Source organism: Streptomyces sp. NPDC054840 (assembly GCF_053611065.1).
Genome location: NZ_JBSGZP010000078.1, coordinates 1 through 16,977, shown reverse-complemented (window position 1 = coordinate 16,977; position 16,977 = coordinate 1). Strand labels below are relative to the sequence as shown.

The 16,977-nt window shown below is 71.6% G+C and carries 17 protein-coding genes and 2 pseudogenes; 10 read left to right on the top strand and 9 right to left on the bottom strand.

Annotated features, from left to right (window positions below):
• The 3 genes and pseudogenes from ACWGIU_RS08655 to ACWGIU_RS08645 all read left to right on the top strand — a co-directional run.
• A pseudogene (locus ACWGIU_RS08655) lies at positions 1–153 on the top strand (pyridine nucleotide-disulfide oxidoreductase); the annotation flags it as partial.
• Positions 154–190: 37 nt separating this feature from the next.
• Positions 191–406, top strand: coding sequence for a hypothetical protein (locus ACWGIU_RS08650; RefSeq protein ID WP_453703722.1), 216 nt, complete (start codon positions 191–193; stop codon positions 404–406).
• Between the two features lie 109 nt (positions 407–515).
• Positions 516–956 (top strand): VOC family protein, encoded by a 441-nt coding sequence (locus ACWGIU_RS08645; protein ID WP_453703720.1) that lies wholly within the window; start codon positions 516–518, stop codon positions 954–956.
• Between the two features lie 69 nt (positions 957–1,025).
• On the opposite strand, the gene mltG is transcribed toward ACWGIU_RS08645, so the two are convergent.
• On the bottom strand, positions 1,026–1,889 hold the full coding sequence (gene mltG, locus ACWGIU_RS08640; RefSeq protein WP_453703719.1) for an endolytic transglycosylase MltG: 864 nt from the start codon (positions 1,887–1,889) through the stop codon (positions 1,026–1,028).
• Between the two features lie 63 nt (positions 1,890–1,952).
• Positions 1,953–3,815: an ABC transporter ATP-binding protein gene (locus ACWGIU_RS08635; RefSeq protein WP_453703718.1), complete on the bottom strand. Its 1,863-nt coding sequence runs from the start codon at positions 3,813–3,815 to the stop codon at positions 1,953–1,955.
• 142 nt (positions 3,816–3,957) lie between these two features.
• On the opposite strand from ACWGIU_RS08635, the gene ACWGIU_RS08630 reads away from it, so the two are divergent.
• The 3 genes from ACWGIU_RS08630 (at position 3,958) to ACWGIU_RS08620 (ending at position 8,437) form a co-directional block, all read left to right on the top strand.
• Positions 3,958–4,410 carry a MarR family winged helix-turn-helix transcriptional regulator gene (locus ACWGIU_RS08630; protein WP_453703717.1) on the top strand — a complete coding sequence of 151 codons (453 nt, stop codon included), beginning with the start codon at positions 3,958–3,960 and terminating at the stop codon, positions 4,408–4,410.
• Positions 4,411–4,775: 365 nt separating this feature from the next.
• Complete coding sequence (locus ACWGIU_RS08625) at positions 4,776–6,659, top strand: ABC transporter transmembrane domain-containing protein (protein WP_453703715.1); 1,884 nt, start codon at positions 4,776–4,778, stop codon at positions 6,657–6,659.
• On the top strand, positions 6,656–8,437 hold the full coding sequence (locus ACWGIU_RS08620; protein ID WP_453703714.1) for an ABC transporter ATP-binding protein: 1,782 nt from the start codon (positions 6,656–6,658) through the stop codon (positions 8,435–8,437). The genes ACWGIU_RS08625 and ACWGIU_RS08620 overlap by 4 nt, the downstream gene beginning before the upstream one ends.
• Before the next feature lie 74 nt (positions 8,438–8,511).
• Here the strand turns inward: ACWGIU_RS08620 and ACWGIU_RS08615 are convergent, their stop codons facing one another.
• Positions 8,512–9,303 (bottom strand): metal-dependent hydrolase, encoded by a 792-nt coding sequence (locus tag ACWGIU_RS08615; protein ID WP_453703713.1) that lies wholly within the window; start codon positions 9,301–9,303, stop codon positions 8,512–8,514.
• A 144-nt stretch (positions 9,304–9,447) separates the two neighbouring features.
• Here ACWGIU_RS08615 and ACWGIU_RS08610 point away from each other — a divergent pair, with 144 nt between their 5' ends.
• The 3 genes from ACWGIU_RS08610 to ACWGIU_RS08600 all read left to right on the top strand — a co-directional run bounded on the left by ACWGIU_RS08610 (position 9,448) and on the right by ACWGIU_RS08600 (position 13,365).
• Positions 9,448–11,970 (top strand): DEAD/DEAH box helicase, encoded by a 2,523-nt coding sequence (locus ACWGIU_RS08610; RefSeq protein ID WP_453703711.1) that lies wholly within the window; start codon positions 9,448–9,450, stop codon positions 11,968–11,970.
• A gap of 79 nt (positions 11,971–12,049) precedes the next feature.
• The gene (locus tag ACWGIU_RS08605) at positions 12,050–12,955 is read left to right on the top strand and encodes an acyl-CoA thioesterase (RefSeq protein WP_453703709.1); all 906 of its coding nucleotides are present in this window, start codon (positions 12,050–12,052) and stop codon (positions 12,953–12,955) included.
• An 8-nt stretch (positions 12,956–12,963) separates the two neighbouring features.
• A complete protein-coding gene (locus tag ACWGIU_RS08600) occupies positions 12,964–13,365 on the top strand; it encodes a YchJ family protein (protein WP_453703707.1) in 402 nt (133 codons plus the stop codon).
• Here ACWGIU_RS08600 and ACWGIU_RS08595 read toward each other — a convergent pair.
• Positions 13,329–14,141: a DUF6397 family protein gene (locus ACWGIU_RS08595; RefSeq protein WP_453703705.1), complete on the bottom strand. Its 813-nt coding sequence runs from the start codon at positions 14,139–14,141 to the stop codon at positions 13,329–13,331. The genes ACWGIU_RS08600 and ACWGIU_RS08595 overlap by 37 nt on opposite strands.
• 112 nt (positions 14,142–14,253) lie before the next feature.
• Complete coding sequence (locus ACWGIU_RS08590; RefSeq protein WP_030009154.1) at positions 14,254–14,652, bottom strand: roadblock/LC7 domain-containing protein; 399 nt, start codon at positions 14,650–14,652, stop codon at positions 14,254–14,256.
• A gap of 106 nt (positions 14,653–14,758) precedes the next feature.
• On the opposite strand from ACWGIU_RS08590, the gene ACWGIU_RS08585 reads away from it, so the two are divergent.
• On the top strand, positions 14,759–15,196 hold the full coding sequence (locus ACWGIU_RS08585) for a PPOX class F420-dependent oxidoreductase (RefSeq protein ID WP_453703703.1): 438 nt from the start codon (positions 14,759–14,761) through the stop codon (positions 15,194–15,196).
• Positions 15,197–15,266: 70 nt separating this feature from the next.
• Here the strand turns inward: ACWGIU_RS08585 and ACWGIU_RS08580 are convergent, their stop codons facing one another.
• The 4 genes and pseudogenes from ACWGIU_RS08580 to ACWGIU_RS08565 form a co-directional block, all read right to left on the bottom strand.
• A complete protein-coding gene (locus ACWGIU_RS08580; RefSeq protein WP_453703701.1) occupies positions 15,267–15,926 on the bottom strand; it encodes a GTP-binding protein in 660 nt (219 codons plus the stop codon).
• Positions 15,926–16,306: a DUF742 domain-containing protein gene (locus ACWGIU_RS08575; protein ID WP_453703699.1), complete on the bottom strand. Its 381-nt coding sequence runs from the start codon at positions 16,304–16,306 to the stop codon at positions 15,926–15,928. The genes ACWGIU_RS08580 and ACWGIU_RS08575 overlap by 1 nt, the downstream gene beginning before the upstream one ends.
• Before the next feature lie 17 nt (positions 16,307–16,323).
• The gene (locus ACWGIU_RS08570) at positions 16,324–16,767 is read right to left on the bottom strand and encodes a roadblock/LC7 domain-containing protein (RefSeq protein WP_453703697.1); all 444 of its coding nucleotides are present in this window, start codon (positions 16,765–16,767) and stop codon (positions 16,324–16,326) included.
• Positions 16,767–16,977 (bottom strand): annotated as a pseudogene (locus tag ACWGIU_RS08565) (sensor histidine kinase); the annotation flags it as partial. The pseudogene ACWGIU_RS08565 and the gene ACWGIU_RS08570, both read right to left, overlap by 1 nt.

Genomic DNA, 16,977 nt, shown 5'->3' with positions numbered 1-16,977 from the left:
GACGGGAGCCGTGCCGTGCGCGACGGGCGGATCCACCTGGTGGGCTACGGCCCGTCGGCGTCGACCATCGGCGCCAACCGCGCGGGCGGCGCCGCGGTCCGTGAGATCCGCCGGTTCCTGAGCCGCGAGGGGGCGGGGGCACCGGTGGGCTGACCGCGGGAGGCCCCGGGCCGCTTCCGCAACATCGCCGGTGCATCCGGCGACGGCACCGCCCGCCCGTGGGGTCGACAGGCATGACAGCAGCATCACCGGCGCGGACCGTGCAACGCTTGTTCCCGCTGCCGGCCGAGGCCGGGACATCGACACCGCGTTCGCCCTGCACGCCACGGTCCGGGCCGGGCGGGTCACCCGCTACCACCTCCACGAGGACACCTACGCGGTTGCCGAGGCCCACTCCGGCGACTGAGCGTCCGGCCGGCTCGTTCGGCCGCCGTACGGACCGGGGCTCCGAGCCGCGCCGTGCGGACGGTGCGGCTTCGGCGGCCGTCCCGTGCGGGGCGTTCTACTGTTCTCGCATGGAACAGCGCATCACCCTGGTCACCCTGGGGGTTTCCGATCTCGCCCGCGCCAAGGGGTTCTACGAGGCCCTGGGCTGGCGGGGACAGGAGGTCGAGGAGACGGTCTTCTTCCAGGCCGGCGGGCTCGCGCTGGTGCTGTGGGACCGGGACAAGCTGGCTCGCGACTGCGGGGTCGAGCCCGGACCGGCCGGCGGGTTCGGCGGGATCGCCCTGGCGCACAACGTCCGCTCCGAGGCCGAGGTGGACGAGCTGCTGGCCGCGGTACGACGGGCCGGCGGCACCGTCACGAAGCCCGCGGCCGTCAACGCGATCGGGTTCTACTCCGGTGCTTTCGCGGACCCGGACGGCCACTGCTGGGAAGTCGCGCACAATCCGGGATTCCTCCTCGCCGCGGACGGCTCGGTCACCCTGCCCGATTTCGGCGACCCGAAGACCTGACCGAGGCCGCGGCGGACGCTGGACCGACCGGCGGAGTACACCTGGCACCGCTGCCGGGGCCGAGGCCCCTCATCTTCCGGTGGGGCCGGCCTGACCTGTGCGGGAGCCCGCGCTCGCGCGGATCCGGTTGAACTCCGCGACGTGCTTCTTGTGCTCCTCGTAGGTCGCCGAGAAGCGGGTGTCGCGCGGCTTGACGGTGACGAAGAACAGCCAGTCGCCGGGCGTCGGGGCGACAGCGGCCGCCATCGCCTCCAGCCCGGGGCTGCCGATCGGCGTGGGTGGCAGTCCCTGGCGTTCGTAGGTGTTGAAGGGGCTGTCGATCCGGGTGTCGCTCAGCTTGGTGTCCACGGTGCTGCGGTTCAGCGCGTAGTTGATGGTGGAGTCCATCTGGAGCGGCATCGACTTCGCCAGCCGGTTGTGCACCACCCGTGCCACCTTGCCCATGTCGGCCCGGCCCTGGGCCTCCGCCTCGATGATGCTGGCCAGGGTGGCCGTCTGGTACGGAGTCATCCCGTGCGCCTTGCCGCCGTCGGCGACGGCCTGGGTGGCGAGCTTCCGGTTCGCCGTCCGCACCATGTGCCTGAGGAGGGTGGCCGGGGTGGACTTCGAGGTCACCGGGTACGTCGCCGGGAAGAGGTAGCCCTCCGGATTGCCCTTGGCCTCGTCGGGCAGTGCCAGCCCGGCGGTGGCCACCGCCGCCTTCGTGGATCCCGGCGGGAGCTTCAGCTCGCGGTCGACCGCGGCGTACACCTGCGGGGCCCGCCAGCCCTCGGGGATCAGCAGCCGACGTGGCGCCTCCGGCGCTTCACCGCCGCGCAGCATCGGCATCAGGACCGCCGCACCGAGGGCGAGCAGCGTGCCGAGGAAGAGCGCCAGCCGGCCCCGGCGGGTCAGCCGGGAGCGGCGCTGCGGCGGCAGGTACTCATGACGCATACCGGAACGCTAACCCGCGATTCATCATATTTCCGGCACCCGAACCGCATGCCGGTCGTTCGGTCACACATTTACCGGAGCCAGCTGGACGCCCTCCGGCGGCTCCGGCGCCAGTGCGGCGTCCCGGTCCCGGCGGACCAGGGCCGCGTACCGGCCGTCGGCCTTCAGCAGCTCCTCGTGGGTGCCGCGTTCGGCGATGCGCCCGGCGTCCAGGACCACGATCTGGTCCGCGTCGCGCACGGTGGAGAGGCGGTGGGCGATGGTGATGGTGGTGCGTCCCGCGGAAAGATTGTCGATGGCCCGCTGGACGGCATGCTCGGTACGGGTGTCCAGGGCGCTGGTGGCCTCGTCGAGGATCAGCACGGGCGGGTCCCGCAGGATGGTGCGGGCGATGGCCAGGCGCTGCTTCTCACCTCCGGAGAACCGGTAGCCGCGCTCGCCGACCAGGGTGTCGTACCCGTCGGGCAGGGAGGCGATGTGGTCGTGGATCTGGGCCGCGCGGGCCGCCTCGGCAATCTCCTCGTCGGTGGCGTCCGGCTTGGCGAAGCGCAGGTTGTCGGCGACCGAGGCGTGGAAGAGGTAGGTCTCCTGGGAGACGACGCCGATCGAGCGGGCCAGCGAGTCGAAGTCGAGGTCGCGCACGTCCACCCCGTCGAGGGCGACCCGTCCGGCGGTGACGTCGTAGAGCCGGGGCACCAGGTAGCTGAGCGTGCTCTTGCCGGAGCCGGTCGGGCCGACGACGGCGAGGGAGCAGCCGGCCGGGACGGTGATGTCGATTCCCGAGAGGGTCGGACCGTTCTTGGCGTCGTACGCGAAGTGGACGTCCTCCAGGGTGACCTCACCCTTGGCCCGGTCCAGCCGCACCGCGTCCGCGCGCTCGGTGATGTCGACCGGCAGGTCGAGGTACTCGAAGATGCGGGCGAACAGCGCGAGCGAGGTCTGCATCTGCACGCCGGTCGACAGCAGGCTCACGGTGGGGCGGAACAGGCCCTGCTGGAGCGTGACGAAGGCGACGAGGGTGCCGACGGAGAGCGAGGGGGTGCCCGTCTGGAGGGCGATGCCGGCCGCCCAGTAGATGAGCGCGGGCATCGCGGCCATGACGATGCCGATGGTGGACATCCGCCAGCGCCCGGCCATGCTGGAGCGCACCTCCAGGCCGACGAGTTTCTCGGACTCCGCGGAGAAGGCGGAGGTGAGGGACTCGGAGCGGCCCATGGTGCGGCCGAGCAGGATGCCACTCACCGAGAGCGACTCGGTGACCGTCGCCGCCATGGCGGCCATCTGCTTCTGCCGCTTCGTGGTGATCTTCTTGCGCTCGCGGCCGACCCGCCGGCTCACCCACACGAAGACGGGCAGCAGGAGCAGCGAGATCAGGGTGAGCCGCCAGTCGAGCGCGAGCATGGCGACCACGGAGGCGATGACTGCCGTCAGGTTCGAGACGAGCGAGGTCGCGGTGGAGGTGACGGTGGCCTGCATGCCGCCGATGTCGTTGGCGATGCGTGACTGCACTTCCCCGGTGCGGGTCCGCGTGAAGAAGGCCAGCGGCATCCTCTGGAGCTGCGCGTAGACGGCGGTGCGCAGGTCGTGCATGACGCGCTGGCCGACGGTGGTGGAGATGAAGGTCTGGAGCACACCGAAGACGCTGGTGACGACGGCGGTCAGGATCATGCCGAGCGCGAGCAGGCTGAGCAGCCCCGTGCGGCCCTGCGGGATCGCGACGTCGAGTATCTCGCGGAGCATGAACGGCGAGGCGACGCCGACCAGCGAGGAGGCGCCGACCAACAGGCCGACGAGGGCGAGCCGGCCGCGGTAGGGCCGGAACAATCCCACGATGCGGCGCAGCTCACGGGGCTGCTCCGCCGGGGCGGGACGGGTCGGGTCGATGGGGTCTTTCGATGGGATCCACTTCGGTTCGTCGTGTGGCATGGGCACCCTCTCGGGGTCAGAAGTCAGGGGTCGGGTCGACCGGGGCCTACGCGAGCATCCCCTTCGGCAAGGTCGGGGTCATTGGAGCATAGGTCATTGTTACCTATGCTCACAATGAACTTCATCCTGATATTGTTCCCGCATGAGCTCCGCCTCCGACAGCGACCGCCTCCTCGCCGAACAGCTCCTGCGCCTGACGCGCAGGCTGCACCGCATCCAGAAGCGCCACATGGTGCCACTCGGGATCACTCCCGCCCAGAGTCGTTTGCTGCGCCTCGTCTCGCACTACGAGGGCGAGCAGGCACCCCGTATGGCGGATCTCGCCGCCCGCCTGGAAGTCGTCCCGCGCGCGGTGACCACCCTCGTGGACGGCCTGGAGGCTGCCGAGTGCGTACGGCGCGCGCCCGACCCCGCGAACCGCCGCGTCATCCGGATCGAACTCACCGACACCGGCCGCGCCACGCTGCGCCGGCTGCGCAACGCGCGAACCAACGCGGCGGAGGAGATCCTGGCGCCGTTGACCGCCGACCAGCGCGACGTGCTCGGCGGTCTGCTGAACGCCCTGTCGGACGCCCCGGCGGAGCGCACCTGCTGAGTAGGCCACCCGGGCGACCGGGGCATGCCGCATCGGAGCTGACGGCCTCGGCGACGTCGCGCGAGCCGGCGGAGGTCACCGCGCGGCGGGCCTTCGACGCGCACCCTGTCGGCGAACCGGATGTGCGAGGTGGGCACGGACCGGGCGACGGGGCGGAATCACCGTTGCGGCCCTGATCGAACCGGAGCACGCCTCCCGCCCGTGAGCGCCGGGGCGTGCGACCCCCGTGACCAGGCGGCACGCCGCCCCCCGCCGCCGTAAACCTGCTGGCCGCAGCGGGCGTCCCGCGGAAAATCGATTGCCCGGCACCGGTCGGGAAGGCGAACCTTGCACGGTTTGGACCACTCGACCAGTCATGGGGCGTCATGCAGATCAGCGATCTTCCGTATCCGGATCCAGGGGTACCCGACGCTCGTTCCGGCCCCCGGTTCCTGCTGTGGCTGGGGCGCGGTCAGCTCGGCGGACAGCTCAAGAGCCTGTGCTGGGGAATGCTGCACTTCACGGGCGTCGCCGCCCTGCCGTACGCCGTGGGCCTCGGTGTCGGCGCGGTGGTCGACCGCGAGCCGAACCGGCTGCTGCTCGTCGGCGCGCTGCTCCTGGCCATCGGCGTCGCCATCTCGGTCGGCGACGCGATGCTCCACCGCACCGCCGTCACCAACTGGATCACCGCCGCGGCCCGGGTGCAGCAGCTCCTCGCGCGCAAGACGGCCGAGCTGGGCTCCGCCCTCACCCGACGGGTCGCCGCGGGTGAGGTGGTCGCCGTGTCCACGGGCGACGTGGAGAAGATCGGATGGTTCGTCGAGGCGGTCTCGCGCTTCCTCGCGGCCGTCTTCTCCGTGGTCCTCGTCTGCGTGGGCCTGCTGTTCTTCGCCCCCGAGCTCGGTGTGGTCGTGGCGATCGGCGTACCGCTGATCGCCCTGGCCCCGCTGCCCCTGCTGCCGCGCGCCACCCGACGCGCCGATGTCCAGCGGGAGAAGGCGGGGAAGGCCACGGAGCTGGCCTCCGACACGGTCGCGGGTCTGCGCGTGCTGCGCGGCATCGGCGGTGAGGAACTCTTCCTCGGCCGCTACCGCGAGGCCTCGCAGGAGGTCCGCAAGGCCGCCGTGCGCAGCGCGCGGATGTGGGCGCTGATCTCCGCGATCCAGGTGGTCCTCCCTGGCGTCCTGATGATCACGGTGGTCTGGTACGGCGCCACTCTCGTCTCGGACGGGCGCATCGCGGTGGGTGAACTCGTCGCCGCGTTCAGCGCGGTGGCGACCCTGCTCTACCCGCTGCGGCACTTCCAGGAGATCGCCATGGCGTACTCCTTCTCCCGCCCCTCCGCCAAACGTGCCGCCCGGGTGCTGTCGCTGCACCGGACGGACGCCGCCGCGGAGCGCCCCGCGCGCACCGCTCCGGTGAACGCGCCGGCCCCGGGCGGGGACCTGTACGACCCGCGGACCGGGCTGCTGGCCCCCGCGGGGCGGTTCACCGGCGTCGTGTGCGGGGACCCGGACCTGGCGGGGCGGCTCGCCGAACGCCTGGGTGGCCACCCGATGAACGAGGCCGCGGCGACGGATGCGGGGGCGGAGGCCAAGGCGGAAGCGGAAGCCGGCGCGGGCGATGTGCCGTCCGTGCTCCTCGGCGGGGTCGCGCTGGACGAGCTCGACCTGTACACCGCGCGCACCCTGGTCCTCGTACAGGACAAGGATCCGGTGCTGCTGTCCGGCACCCTGCGGGAGCTGTTCGACGTACCGGCCTCCGGAACGGTCGAGTCCGCCGCTGCACTGGGCGCGGCCCAGTGCGCGGACGTCCTGGACGCGCTGCTGCAGTCGGCGCCGGACGGGGTCGAGGACCCGATGGACGCCCGGATCACCGAGCGCGGCCGGTCCCTGTCGGGCGGCCAGCGTCAGCGTCTCGCGCTGGCGCGGTCCCTCGTCACCGACCCGGAGGTCCTGGTGCTCGACGAGCCGACCTCCGCGGTGGACTCGCACAACGAGGCGCGGATCGCGGACGGGATCGCGGCCCTGCGTGCCGGGCGGACCACGGTGGTACTGGCGTCCTCGCCGCTGCTGCTGGACCGCGCGGACCGGGTCGTGCTCATCGACGAGGGCACGGTGGCGGCCGTGGGTACCCACCGCGAGCTGCTGCAGCGCGAGCCGCGCTACCGGGCGGTCGTCACCCGCGAGACCGACGAGGAGCAGCGGCTCGGCGGGCTGGAACTGACAGAGCTGGAAGAAGCACTCACAGAGATCGAGGAATCCGCATGATCGGCGTGGCGCCGCCGGAGTACGATCCGGCCACCCCCGAGTCGGCCGCGACCCTGCCCGTGGGCACGTCGGCGACCGTACGGGGCTATGTGCGCGGCCTGTTCCGGCGCCACCGGCGGGCCTTCGTGCTGCTGGTGAGTGTCAACGCGGCCGCGGTGATCGCCTCCATGGCCGGCCCGTATCTGCTGGGCAGGATCGTGGACGACCTGGCGGCGGGAGCGCGGGAGCTGCATCTGGGACGGGTGGCGCTGCTGTTCGCGCTGGCGTTGGCCGTCCAGACGTTCTTCGTCAGGCTGGTCCGGCTGCGCGGGGCGGTGCTCGGCGAGGAGATGCTGGCCGATCTGCGCGAGGACTTCCTGGTGCGGTCGGTGGGTCTGCCACCGGGCGTGCTGGAGCGGGCCGGTACCGGTGACCTGCTGTCGCGGATCACCACCGACATCGACCGGCTGGCCAACGCCATGCGCGAGGCCGTGCCGCAACTGACCGTCGGCGTGGTGTGGGCGGGGCTGCTGTTCGGGGCTCTCGCGGTGACCGCGCCGCCGCTGGCGGTGGCCGCGCTGGTGGCGCTGCCGGTTCTGGTGATCGGCTGCCGCTGGTATTTCCGGCGGGCGCCGTCGGCGTACCGCTCGGAGGCGGCCGGCTACGCGGCGGTCTCGGCCGTGCTCACCGAGACGGTGGATGCGGGCCGCACGGTCGAGGCTCACCGCCTCGGGGCGGAGCGGATCGCGCTGTCGGAGCGGCGGATCTCGCAGTGGGTGGCGTGGGAGCGGTACACACTCTTCCTGCGGACGGTCCTCTTCCCGGTCATCAACGTCACCTTCGTGACGATCCTCGGCTCGGTGCTGCTGATCGGAGGGTTCTGCGTGATGCGGGGCTGGATGTCGGTCGGGCAGCTGACCACGGGCGCGCTCCTCGCGCAGATGCTGGTCGATCCGATCGGTCTGATCCTGCGCTGGTACGACGAGTTGCAGGTCGCCCAGGTCTCGCTCGGCCGCCTGGTGGGCGTGCGGGAGATCGAACCGGACGCCGGGGACGCGAAGGTGGCGCCCGAGGGCCGGGACGTGCGGGCCCAAGAGGTCCACTTCGGCTACCGGGAGGGGGTGGACGTCCTGCACCAGGTGTCGATGTCCGTGCCACCGGGCACCCGGATGGCGCTGGTCGGCCCCTCGGGCGCGGGCAAGTCCACCCTGGGACGGCTGCTCGCCGGCATCTACGCGCCCCGGACGGGCGAGGTCACCCTCGGCGGGGCGCGGCTGTCACGGATGCCCGCGGAGCGGGTGCGCGAGCACGTGGCCCTGGTCAACCAGGAGCACCACGTGTTCGTGGGCACGCTGCGGGACAACCTCCGCCTCGCGCGGACGGACGCCGGGGACACCGAGCTGTGGGCGTCGCTGGCCGCGGTCGACGCCGACGGCTGGGCCCGGGCCATGGAGGCAGGCCTGGACACCGAGGTCGGTTCCGGCGGCACGGCACTGACCCCGGCGCAGGCGCAGCAGATCGCGCTGGCCCGGCTGGTGCTGGCCGATCCGCACACGCTGGTGCTGGACGAGGCCACCTCGCTGCTGGACCCGCGCGCGGCACGGCACTTGGAGCGCTCGCTGGCCCGGGTACTGGACGGCCGTACGGTGATCGCCATCGCCCACCGGCTGCACACCGCGCACGACGCGGATGTGATCGCGGTGGTCGAGCGCGGCCGGATCAGCGAACTCGGCTCGCACGACGAGCTGGTCGCGGCCGACGGGGCGTACGCGGCCCTGTGGCGCTCCTGGCACGGCTGAGCCGGGGCCAGGACGCCCGGGGGCTGGGCGGGGCGGGGGTGCGTGCCCTCCCCGCCCGGTGGCTCCGACGTGTGTCAGATGAAGCCGAGGGCCGAGGCTCCGCCGAATCCGCCCAGCAGGATGAAGACCGGCATCAGGACCTTCAGCTCCACCCAGCTGCCTGCCCTGAAGCGCAGCGCCTTCGGCGGGCCGATCGGGTACCAGCGCTTGCCGGCGATCGGCAGGGGCCACAGGACGGGGCAGCCGGAGACGGTGAGCGCGTCGCCGATGTCGTGGACCAGCGCCCCCAGCACGATCGGCAGACCGAGCCAGAGGTACTCCTGGCCCGTCCCGCTGAAGAGCCAGTTCGCACCGTTGCCGGGCTGGTCGAGCACCCCGGCCAGGATCCAGGCGCTGGTCGCGCCGAGCAGCCAGACCAGGACATCGCTGGACATCCGGGCGGCCCGCCACAGCAGCCCCTCGACCGCCAGCACCAGGTGCACGAAGAGCAGGGCGAGCACACCCCAGCGGTCGGCGGTCACGGCGAGCAGGGAGGCCCCGCCGCCGATCAGCACGGCCCAGAGCCAGGTGTGCGTCAGGGTGCGGTGACCGCCGGTGCGGCGGGCGTCCTTCTTGGAGCGGGTGCCCTTGTAGACGGCGTAGGAGATCTTGTCGACCACCTCGCACACGCCTTTGGAGAGCGGGCCGAAGGCGCGCGAGATCGTCGCCGACTTGTGATCGAGGTCGGGGGCGAGGGCGGCCCCGGCGCAGATCAGCGCGCCGACGACGAGGACCGGCCAGGGCATGGGGTGGCCGGCGGCCGCGGTGGCCGCGCCCACCCCCAGCCAGGCCGCTGCCCCGGACAGTGAGTGCGCCGGACCCATCATGGTCGTTTCCCGCCCCGCTGGTGTGTGGTCGGGCCCGGTCGACTGTTTCGTTCGGGCCGCATCGACGGCACAGCGTACCGTCGGTGATCTTCGTTCCGTCCGCCGGTTCCCTGATCCGGGGGGAAGCCAGGCAAGATGGGGGGTGTGACCCTCATTGATCAGCTCCCGCCGAACGCCGACCCCGACGCACTCTTCGAGGCTTTCTCCTCGTGGGCGGAGGACCAGGGCATCACCCTGTACCCGGCTCAGGAGGAGGCGCTGATCGAGGTCGTCTCCGGGGCGAACGTCATCCTGTCCACCCCGACCGGCTCCGGCAAGAGCCTGGTCGCGGCCGGGGCACACTTCACCGCCCTGGCCCAGGACAAGGTCACCTTCTACACCGCTCCGATCAAGGCGCTGGTGTCGGAGAAGTTCTTCGACCTGTGCAAGCTCTTCGGCACCGAGAACGTCGGCATGCTGACCGGCGACGCCTCCGTGAACGCGGACGCTCCGGTGATCTGCTGCACCGCCGAGGTGCTGGCCTCCATCGCCCTGCGCGATGGCAAGCACGCCGACATCGGCCAGGTCGTGATGGACGAGTTCCACTTCTATGCCGAGCCGGACCGCGGCTGGGCCTGGCAGATCCCGCTGCTGGAGCTGCCGCAGGCGCAGTTCGTCCTGATGTCGGCGACCCTCGGCGACATGAAGCGGTTCGAGGAGGACCTGACCCGGCGCACCGGCCGGCCCACCTCGGTGGTCCGCTCGGCGAACCGGCCCGTCCCGCTCTCGTACGAGTACGTCACCACGCCGATCACCGACACGATCACCGAGCTGCTGGAGACCCGGCAGGCTCCCGTCTACATCGTGCACTTCACCCAGGCCCAGGCGGTCGAGCGGGCACAGTCGCTCATGAGCATCAACATGTGCACGCGCGAGGAGAAGGACAAGATCGCGGACCTCATCGGCAACTTCCGCTTCACCACCAAGTTCGGCCAGAACCTCTCCCGTTACGTCCGGCACGGCATCGGCGTGCACCACGCGGGCATGCTGCCCAAATACCGCCGCCTCGTCGAGAAGCTCGCCCAGGCCGGTCTGCTGAAGGTCATCTGCGGTACGGACACCCTCGGGGTCGGCGTCAACGTCCCGATCCGCACGGTGCTGTTCACGGCGCTCACCAAGTACGACGGCAACCGGGTCCGCACCCTGCGCGCCCGCGAGTTCCACCAGATCGCGGGACGCGCCGGCCGGGCCGGCTTCGACACGGCGGGCTACGTGGTCGCCCAGGCCCCCGAGCACGTCATCGAGAACGAGAAGGCTCTCGCGAAGGCGGGCGACGACCCGAAGAAGCGCCGCAAGGTGGTGCGCAAGAAGGCTCCCGAGGGCTTCGTCGCCTGGTCGGACACCACCTTCGAGAAGCTCATCGCCGCCGACCCGGAGGCGCTCACCTCGCGCTTCAAGGTCACCAACATCATGCTGCTGTCGGTCATCGCCCGGCCGGGCGATGCCTTCCGGGCGATGCGCCACCTGCTGGAGGACAACCACGAGCCCCGCAAGGCCCAGTTGCGGCACATCCGCCGGGCCATCGCGATCTACCGCTCGCTCCTGGACGGTGGTGTGGTCGAGAAGCTCGACACCCCGGACGCGGAGGGCCGCACCATCCGGCTCACCGTCGACCTCCAGCAGGACTTCGCGCTCAACCAGCCGCTGTCCACCTTCGCCCTGGCCTCCTTCGACCTGCTGGACCCGGAGTCCCCCTCCTACGCGCTGGACATGGTCTCCGTCGTGGAGTCCACGCTGGACGACCCGCGGCAGATCCTCGCCGCCCAGCAGAACAAGGAACGCGGTATCCAGATCGGCCAGATGAAGGCCGACGGGATCGAGTACGAGGAGCGGATGGAGCGGCTCCAGGACGTCACCTATCCGAAGCCGCTCGAAGAGTTGCTCTCGCACGCCTACGACGTGTACGCCAAGAGCCACCCGTGGGTGCGTGACCACCCGGTCTCGCCGAAGTCGATCATCCGCGACATGTACGAACGCGCGATGACCTTCACCGAGTTCACCTCCTTCTACGAGCTGGCCCGCACCGAGGGCATCGTGCTGCGCTACCTGGCGAGCGCGTTCAAGGCGCTGGACCACACCATCCCGGACGACCTCAAGTCCGAGGACCTCCAGGACCTGATCGCCTGGCTCGGCGAGCTGGTCCGCCAAGTCGACTCCAGTCTGCTGGACGAGTGGGAGCAGCTGGCGAACCCGGAGGTGGAGACGGCGGAGCAGGCCCAGGAGAAGGCCGACCAGGTCAAGCCGGTCACCGCGAACTCGCGTGCCTTCCGCGTCCTGGTCCGCAACGCCATGTTCCGCCGGGTGGAGCTGGCGGCCCTCGACCACGTCAACGTACTGGGCGAGCTGGACTCCGAGTCCGGCTGGGACGCGGATGCCTGGGGTGAGGCCCTGGACGGGTACTGGGACGAGTACGACGACCTGGGCACCGGCCCCGACGCGCGCGGCCCGAAGCTGCTGCAGATCGAGGAGGACCCGGCACACGGCCTGTGGCGGGTCCGCCAGACCTTCGCGGACCCCAACGGGGACCATGGCTGGGGCATCAGCGCCGAGGTCGACCTGGCCGCCTCCGACGAGGAGGGCCGGGCCGTCATCCGGGTCACCTCGGTCGGTGAGCTCGGAGCGCTCTGACCGTCCGCCGCATCCCGCCGAACCCGCCCGCCTCACCGGACCCGCCGGACCCGCCGGACCCGACAGTGGAGATCCTCTGATGACGAACCCCGCCGAGAGACTGGTCGATCTGCTCGATCTCGAGCAGATCGAGGTCAACATCTTCCGCGGTGCCAGCCCGCAGGAGTCCCTCCAGCGCGTCTTCGGCGGACAGGTCGCCGGCCAGGCACTGGTGGCCGCCGGGCGCACCGTCGAGAGCGACCGCCCGGTCCACTCGCTGCACGCGTACTTCCTGCGCCCCGGCATCCCCGGGGTGCCGATCGTGTACCAGGTGGAGCGGGTGCGCGACGGGCGGTCCTTCACCACGCGCCGGGTCACCGCGGTCCAGCAAGGCAAGACGATCTTCAATCTCACCGCCTCCTTCCATCACCCGGAGGAGGGCGGCATCGAGCACCAGCTGCCTCCTCACCACGTTCCTCATCCGGACACACTCCCCAAGCTCGCGGACGAGATCCGCGAGCACCTCGGTGCACTGCCGGAGGCACTGGAGCGGATGGCCCGCCGCCAGCCCTTCGACATCCGGTACGTCCATCGGCTCCGCTGGACTCCCGAGGAGCTCAAGGGATCGGATCCCCGCAGCGCGGTGTGGATGCGCGCGGTCGGACCGCTGGGCGACGACCCCCTCATCCACACCTGCGCCCTCACCTACGCAAGTGACATGACCCTCCTCGACGCTGTGCGCATCCCGGTGGAACCCTTGTGGGGCATGCGCGGTTTCGACATGGCCTCGCTGGACCACGCCATGTGGTTCCACCGGCCCTTCCGTGCGGACGAGTGGTTCCTGTACGACCAGGAGTCGCCCATCGCGCACGGCGGCCGTGGGCTGGCCCGGGGCCGCATCTACGACGTGGAGGGAAGGCTGCTGGTGTCCGTGGTCCAGGAGGGCCTCTTCCGTCCGTACCCCGCCGAGCCGCCCCGGCCGGCCCAGCCTGCCCCGGAGAACTGAGCACACTCATGCCCACCCCTGCCGTCCCCTGCCCCTGCGGGCTGCCCGCCACCTACCAGGAGTGCTGCGGCCCCTTCCACTCCGGTGCTCGCTCGGCGCCCACCGCCGAGCAGCTGATGCGTTCCCGGTTCAGCGCCTTCGCCGTCGGCGACACCGCGTACCTGCTGCGCTCCTGGCACCCCGCCACCCGTCCGGACCGCCTCGACCTGGATCCCGAACAGCGCTGGGAGAGGCTGGAGATCCTCGCCACCGAGCGCGGCGGGATGTTCGAGACGGAGGGCTCGGTGGAGTTCCGCGCGCACTACCGCGAGGGCCGGCACACCGGCTCGCTGCACGAGCACAGCAGCTTCTCCCGGGAGGCCGGGGCCTGGGTCTACGTCGGCCCCCTCTCCGCCGTCGACTTCGACTGACCCCGCGCGCCCGCCAGGGCGAAGTCCAGGCTGGTGCGGTACCAGTGGATCTCGTCCGGCGGCCCGGCCTTCAGCAGACCCGTCGCCACCGCGGCTGCCGCCGGAACCTGTGGGTGCCCGTACGGCGGGGGCGGGCCGAGGGCGGCCAGGATGATCCGCTCCGCCGGGTCGGGCACCGCCTCCAGCAGTTCGTCCTCGGGGAGCACCGAAGCCAGGACGGCAGCGCGCTCCCATGGGTCGGCGGCCCGTCTCAGCAGCAGCCCGACGTGCCGCCCGCGCCACTTGCGCGGGCGCAGATCCGTCTTGGCCGCCATCAGCTCCCGGTCCGCCGGGGGCGCGATCCCGCGCAGCATTCCGGGCTCCCGCCCGGCGAAGCTCCGTAGCTCCCCGGTCAGATAGAGCCACACCACGGCCCGGTACCGGTTGATCCGGTAGCCGACCGGGGCCACGTGCCCGCAGCGCGCGAGCCGCGTGAAGCGGCTCGGGCCGACACCCACCACCTCGGCCGCGGCCTCCGCCCCTGCCACCGTCTCGACCTGCTCGCGCAGCCCACCCGGCCGGCCCGCCGCCGACCTGACCCGGTCCAGCTCGGCCCGTGCGTAGCGCGCGGCGCCGCCGAGCGTGCGCGGCCCGGCCCGCACGATCCCCAGCTGGACGGCCCTGGCGAACTCGCTGCGGCTCAGCCCCAGTTCATTGGCGGCCTGGACGCCACCCACGAGCACGTCCGCAGCGCCGTCGGCCACATCGTCCCGAAGTGCGGTCCTCACCTGCGTCATTACGTCCTCCCCCACGAGCGATGATTACTCTGTGTGAAGACCGTAACTCAGCGCGATGACACCCCGCGAGGCCTGTGGACAACTCCCTCAGCGGCGCCGGACTCGGCTCGGCTCAGCCGCCGGTGATGCGCCGCTCCGCGACGCCCAGGTGCTCGCCCACCCGGTTGACCAGCAGCGTCATCTCGTACGCGACCTGGCCGATGTCCGACTCGGCGGCACTCAGCACGCACAGACTGCTGCCCGCGCCCGCCGCCATGACGAAAAGCGCTCCCTCGTCGTACTCGATCATCGTCTGCCGCACCTCGCCGGCCCGGAAGTGGCGGCCGGACCCCTTGGCAAGGCTCTGCAGGCCGGCCGCGACGGCCGCCAGGTGTTCCGCGTCCTCCCGCGCCAGCCCCGCGCTCGCCCCCGTGACCAGGCCGTCGTTGGACAGCACCACGGCGTGCCTCACCTGCTGGACCCTGCGCGTCAGGTCGTCCAGCAGCCAGTCCAGTTGCTTGTCCAGTGCCATTCCCGGCCCCTCCCCGTTGACGTCGGCCACCTGGCCGCGCCCCACCCCGCGTACTCGTGCCGCAAGCCTTCCCCACCAGCGCCTTTCGGGCAAGGAGGATGTCCCCATGGCGAAGAAGATGACTCAAGAGGAATGGCGGGCATTCGTCTCGCACTCCACCCGCACCGGAAAGCTCTCCACCGTGCGCGAGGACGGAAGGCCGCACATCGCCCCCATCTGGTTCGTGCTCGACGGCGATTCTTTCGTTTTCAACACCGGAAAGGACACCGTCAAGGGACGCAACCTGGCTCGCGACGGCCGGGTCGCGCTCTGCGTGGACGACGACCGGCCGCCCTTCTCCTTCGTCGTCCTGGAGGGCCGCGCCGAGATCAGCGGGTACACCGACGACGCGGACGAACTCCTCACATGGGCCACCCGGATCGGCGCCCGTTACATGGGCGAGGAGCAGGCCGAATCCATCGGACGCCGCAACGCCGTCCCGACCGAACTGCTCGTCAGGGTGCCGATCGACAAGGTGATCGCCCTCGCCGGGATCGCCGACTGACCGGCTCCCGTCCCCTGCCCCTGCCCCCTGACCACCCCTGACGCCCGATCCCGCGCGCCGACCGGCCGGTTCACACGGAATCGGCCTGCGGCTCCACCGAGTCCAGCAGCCGGGCGGTGTGCACCCGCCCGGCGTACTCGACCAGCCTGATCAGTACTTCCTTCCCCGAGTCCCGGTCCCGCGCGTCACACAACACCACCGGCGTCCCCTGCTCCAGGTCCAGGGCCCGTGACACGTCGTGCGCCCCGAACTGCCGTGCGTCCGTGAAGCAGTTGACGGCCACCACGAACGGGATGCGCCGGTGCTCGAAGTAGTCCACCGCCGGGAAGCAGTCCTCCAGCCGCCGCGTGTCGGCGAGGACCACCGCGCCCAGCGCGCCCTGCGACAGCTCGTCCCACAGGAACCAGAACCGGTCCTGCCCCGGCGTGCCGAACAGGTACAGGGACAGCCCGGACCGGATGGTGATCCGCCCGAAGTCCATGGCCACGGTCGTGGTCGTCTTCTGGTCCACGCCTCCCGTGTCGTCGACCAGTTCACCCGCCTCGCTCAGCGCCTCCTCCGTCCGCAGCGGGCGGATCTCGCTGACCGCGCCCACCAGCGTGGTCTTGCCCACCCCGAAGCCGCCCGCCACCAGGATCTTCAGCGCGAGTGCGGCCAGTTCGGGGTCCTCCCCGGGATCGGGGTCCACGCCCGCGGCCGGTCCGGCAGATCGGTCGTCATGCTGTCCCATCAAAGCGCTCTCAATCCCTCGATGACTTCACGCAGAATCCGCTCGTCCGGCAGTTGTGCGGGCGGTACCGGCCGGCTGACCTTGACGTGCCCGCCCTCCAGCAGGTCCCCGAGGAGCACCCGCACCACCCCCACCGGCAGGTCGGCGTCGGCGGCGAGTTCGGCCACCGACTGGGTCTCGGACCGGCAGAGTCCGAGCAGTGCCCGGTGCTCTGGGCCCAGCAGGCACTCCGCCGCCTCGTCCGTCCCCACCGGATCGACCACGACCAGCGCGATCAGGTCGAAACGGACTCCGTGGGGTCCCGGCTTCGTACGCCCGCCGGTCATGGCGTACGGACGGACGAGCGGGCCCGCGTCGGCGTCGTACCACTGGCCGTTCATGTGCCGGACCGCCGCCCTCAGCCCGCGGCCGGCGGGCGCGCCGCGAACCGGGGCGGGGTGTAGAGGTGCTCGCCGACCCGCTTCACCAGCCGGGCCATCTCGTAGGCGATCAGGCCGATGTCGGCGCCGGCGGCGCTGAGCACGGCCAGACAGGAACCGTCGCCGGCCGCCGCGACGAAGAGGAAGCCCTCGTCCATCTCGACCATCGTCTGGCGCACGCCCCCGGCGTGGAAGTGCCGGCCCGCGCCCTTGGCCAGGCTGTGGAAGCCGGAGGCCACCGCGGCCAGGTGCTCGGCGTCCTCCCGGCTGAGCGCGCTGGAGGCGCCGACCGCCAGGCCGTCGTTGGAGAGGACCACGGCGTGCCGGACCTCGCGGACCCGGAGCACCAGGTCGTCGAGCAGCCAGTCCAGTTCGCCGGACCTGCGGCCACCACCGAGGTCGATCCTTTGATGTTCGATCATCACACTTCTCCTTCGCTGCCTGCGTGAGGGGACTTCTCCTGTGCCCCGCGGACCCAGCCGGCCCGGTAGGCCGCCATCCGGTCCCGGGCCTGCTCCGGGGTGCGGCCCGGCGGCTCCTCGGAAAGGCCGGCCGCGGCGGGGGCCTCGGGGACGGGGGCCTCCCGAAGCTGCGGAACGAGGCTGGCCTGGCGCACCCGGCGCGGCAGTTCC